The 3,961-nt window shown below is 49.5% G+C and carries 4 protein-coding genes and 2 rRNA genes; 5 read left to right on the forward strand and 1 reads right to left on the reverse strand.

Features of this window, described 5'->3' with window-relative positions; genetic code table 11:
* The 5 genes from ACQY6F_RS18370 to tnpC form a co-directional block, all read left to right on the forward strand.
* Positions 1-440 (forward strand): 23S ribosomal RNA (locus tag ACQY6F_RS18370); the annotation flags it as partial.
* A gap of 154 nt (positions 441-594) precedes the next feature.
* A 5S ribosomal RNA gene (gene rrf, locus ACQY6F_RS18375) occupies positions 595-710 on the forward strand.
* Positions 711-868: 158 nt separating this feature from the next.
* Positions 869-1,213 (forward strand): IS66-like element accessory protein TnpA, encoded by a 345-nt coding sequence (tnpA, locus tag ACQY6F_RS18380; protein ID WP_428776517.1) that lies wholly within the window; start codon positions 869-871, stop codon positions 1,211-1,213.
* Positions 1,210-1,545: an IS66 family insertion sequence element accessory protein TnpB gene (tnpB, locus tag ACQY6F_RS18385; protein ID WP_428776519.1), complete on the forward strand. Its 336-nt coding sequence runs from the start codon at positions 1,210-1,212 to the stop codon at positions 1,543-1,545. The genes tnpA and tnpB overlap by 4 nt, the downstream gene beginning before the upstream one ends.
* Positions 1,546-1,601: 56 nt before the next feature.
* Positions 1,602-3,182, forward strand: a complete 1,581-nt coding sequence (tnpC, locus tag ACQY6F_RS18390; protein ID WP_428776520.1) for an IS66 family transposase — start codon at positions 1,602-1,604, stop codon at positions 3,180-3,182.
* Here tnpC and ACQY6F_RS18395 read toward each other — a convergent pair.
* Positions 3,136-3,735 carry a tyrosine-type recombinase/integrase gene (locus tag ACQY6F_RS18395; RefSeq protein WP_428776522.1) on the reverse strand — a complete coding sequence of 200 codons (600 nt, stop codon included), beginning with the start codon at positions 3,733-3,735 and terminating at the stop codon, positions 3,136-3,138. The two genes, tnpC and ACQY6F_RS18395, sit on opposite strands and share 47 nt — an antisense overlap.
* Positions 3,736-3,961 lie beyond the last annotated feature (226 nt).

Here is a 3,961-nt window from a genome sequence, read left to right on the forward strand (position 1 = left end):
CCCAAGAGTTCATATCGACGGCGGTGTTCGGCACCTCGATGTCGGCTCATCACATCCTGGGGCTGAAGCAGGTCCCAAGGGTATGGCTGTTCGCCATTTAAAGTGGTACGCGAGCTGGGTTTAGAACGTCGTGAGACAGTTCGGTCCCTATCTGCCGTGGGCGTTTGAGAATTGATGGGATCTGCTCCTAGTACGAGAGGACCGGAGTGGACGTACCTCTGATGTTCCGGTTGTCACGCCAGTGGCATTGCCGGGTAGTTACGTACGGAACGGATAACCGCTGAAAGCATCTAAGCGGGAAACCGGCCCAAAGATGAGTTCTCACTGGATCCTTGAGGTCCTTGTAGGTCCGTCGGAGACTACGACGTTGATAGGCAGGGTGTTGAAGCGCAGTAATGTGTGAAGCTAACCTGTACTAATTGACCGTAAGGCTTGACCATATAACCCCAAGCGTTACATGCTCTCAGAAGCAGTACGTATGGTGTGCTTATTGAAAACACTTGAATTATTAAGTGAACAAGCAGTTATACAAAATGTAATTGGCTTTCCAGTTTAGGATATCCGTCGAAGTTTGACGTCTATCCGACCAGTTTGTCTGGCGGCAATAGCGAGTAGGAACCACCTGATCCCATCCCGAACTCAGAAGTGAAACTGCTTAGCGCCGATGGTAGTGTGGGGCCTCCCCATGTGAGAGTAGGACACCGCCAGGCTTTAAATACAAAAACCCGATCAGAAATGGTCGGGTTTTTTTTTGCGTAAATATTATCGAGTAAAATAACATTAACTGTAAGCGTCCGGTAAACTCATCTGTTAATAATCAATAATCCTTGTATTCTGGTGACCACCTGTTTTTAAGTGGACACCAACAATGAATGAAATACTCCCGGTTAAGCCAGTCACCAAACGTCGCCGCCATTCTAAAGCCTTCAAAGCCAGGATACTGGCCGCCTGTGAACAACCCGGTGCTTCCGTTGCTGGTGTGGCTTTAGCCAATGGCGTCAATGCCAACCTGGTGCACAAATGGCGACGCCTTGCCAAAACTCAATCATCCCAGCCAGCGGCGCCTGTTGATTTTATACCTGTGCCAATGGCCACATCACCTGCGTCATTTCCCACCGATACTGTCATACTGGAAGTTGATCATATCAAAATCCAGTGGCCGCTGGCACACATTGACCGGGCCATTGCCTGGCTGCGCTTATTGCGTTCATGATCCGCATTGACCAGATCTGGCTGGCCACGGAACCCATGGACATGCGTGCGGGACCGGATACGGTATTAGCACGAGTGGTGAAACAGTTTGGTCAGGCGCAGGTACATCATGCCTATGTGTTTACCAACAAACGGGCCAACCGCATCAAGGTGCTGGTACATGATGGTTTTGGCCTCTGGCTGGCAGCCCGGCGCTTACATCAGGGAAAGTTTATCCGGGCCAGAGACTGGCAGGGTTCTCAGGTACAACTTGAGCACGAACAACTTAAGGCGCTGGTGCTGGGTCTGCCCTGGTATCAACTCGGTGAACGCAGCGCGATCTCCATGCTGTAATCAATACCTCTGATCTGCTATCGTCATGAGGCGGCTTTTCTGGCAAAGTTGCTCTCATGAAAGCCCAACCAAACCTGGATGAACTCAGTGACGAACAGGTCCGTGCACTGGCCGCACAGCTACTGGTTGAGGTGGGCCAGCAAACCACACTGATTGCACAAAACGCCACGCTGATCGAACAGAACGCAAAGACCATTCGCTACCAGCAGGCCCTCAATGACAAACTCACCCGTGAGCTGGCCCTACTCAGGCGACACAAATTTGCTCGCCGCAGTGAAACGCTGAATGTGTATCAGGTCAGTTTGCTGGATGATGTGATTGATGCCGATATCGGCGCCATCGAAGAAGAGCTGGCGCGGGCCAGTGAACAGATAGCCGGTCCGGTCCAGAAAAAGCGTCAACCCAAACGTACACCATTACCGCCCGAGTTACCCCGCACCATTATCCAGCACGAACCGGATAATACTACCTGTAGCTGTGGTTGCACATTAAAACGCATCGGTGAGGACATCAGTGAAAAGCTCGATTACCAACCGGGCACTTTTACGGTCGAACGTCATGTGCGTGGTAAATGGGCCTGTGAACACTGTGAGACCCTGATCCAGGCACCGGTTCCGGCCCAGGTGATCGATAAGGGCGTGCCCACCAGTGGCTTGCTGGCGCATGTGCTGGTGGCCAAGTATGCCGATCATTTACCTTTGTACCGGCAGGAGAAGATCTTTGATCGTGCCGGACTGGCCATCGCCCGTTCCACCCTGGCCGACTGGGTGGGGCGTTGCGGTGTGGCTTTGCAACCGCTGGTGGAGGCCTTGCGAGAGAACCTGCTCAAAAATACGGTACTGCATGCGGATGAAACCCCGGTGCCGATGCTGGCCCCGGGCAAGAAGAAAACCCACCGGGCGTATGTTTGGGCCTATGCCAGTACCCGTGATGCACCGGTGCAATGTGTGATCTATGACTTTGCACCGACACGTGCCGGTGAACATGCCCGTCGCTTTCTGCAGGGTTGGCAGGGTAAGCTGGTGTGTGACGACTTTACCGGTTACAAGGAAAGCTTCAAGCAGGGAATCACGGAGATCGGCTGCATGGCCCATGCCCGGCGGAAGTTCTTTGATCTGCATGCGGCGGATAAAAGTACGCTTGCGGAATATGCCCTGCATAAAATAGGCCTGCTGTATGACATCGAACGACAGGCAAAAGAACTCGATCCATCACTGCGCCAACAAATGCGGCAGGAACAAGCCAGACCTGTGCTGGATGCTTTCCATCAATGGTTGATTTTACAACGGCAGAAAGTTCCGAATGGTACGGCCATTGCCAAAGCCATCGATTACAACCTGAAACGCTGGCAGGCCTTAACACGGTACTGTGATGACGGACATGTACCCATTGACAATAACTGGGTGGAAAACCAGATACGGCCCTGGGCACTGGGCCGCTCCAACTGGTTGTTTGCCGGTTCACTGCGCAGTGGTCAGCGTGCGGCGGCGGTGATGAGTCTGATCCAGTCGGCCCGATTGAATGGCCATGATCCTTATGCTTATCTCAAGGATGTTCTGGAACGTTTGCCAACTCACCGGGCCAGTGCGATTAATGAATTGTTGCCGCACAACTGGACGCCCGAAAGCAAGATGTGATTACCGGATGCTTACGTTGTAACTGTATTGCCCTGATATTTTTCGTTTGTCTGTATATGAGTGATACCTTGGTACGTAGTAAAGAATGTGTGCCATAGTCGTATGGATTCTTACTAATCGCATTTGCCCATGATTTTAAGATTCTGGCATATTGACGTGTAGAAATATGAGGTGAGCTTTTAATCAGGCTTTGGAATAAATAGTCATTACTTGTCAGATTATACAGTTGTATTAAAGCAAAAATGGAATCACGCGTCTCTTTTGTAATTTCAAATTGAACCGGTCTCATTGTTTTTTGTTGCATGACCATGGCACGCTTCCTGATTTTATTGGCATGGGAAACATCTCTGACCTTGAGTTTTACCAGATCACAGCCTCGAAGTTTACTATCGAGCGCAAGATTAAACAGAGCAAGGTCACGTATTTTATTTGTTAGTTTCAGACGAATACGAATTTCCCATATTTCAGGTATTTTTAATGGTGGTTTTTGGCCGACTATCTTGCCTTTGTTCCAGGGAGTTGCTGGCCTTTTATTTTGTGATAACGGTGGCATTGTGGTTCTCCATAATGATGGAAGGAACCCGTTAATGTTAATGAAACACGGCTATGGAAATAGCGATTAATATTCAAATGAGTTCTAAGTAGCAGAGAGTAATTGTAATAATTCATTCCTAACTACGTGTTTTTATGTAAAAAATTTTCACAGGATATTGATTCATAATATTTTTATGTTACAGTATTAAAAGGTAATACCTATTAGTACCCGGTGACGTATGGCT

Source organism: Vibrio sp., from assembly GCF_050299255.1.
GTDB lineage: Bacteria > Pseudomonadota > Gammaproteobacteria > Enterobacterales > Vibrionaceae > Vibrio.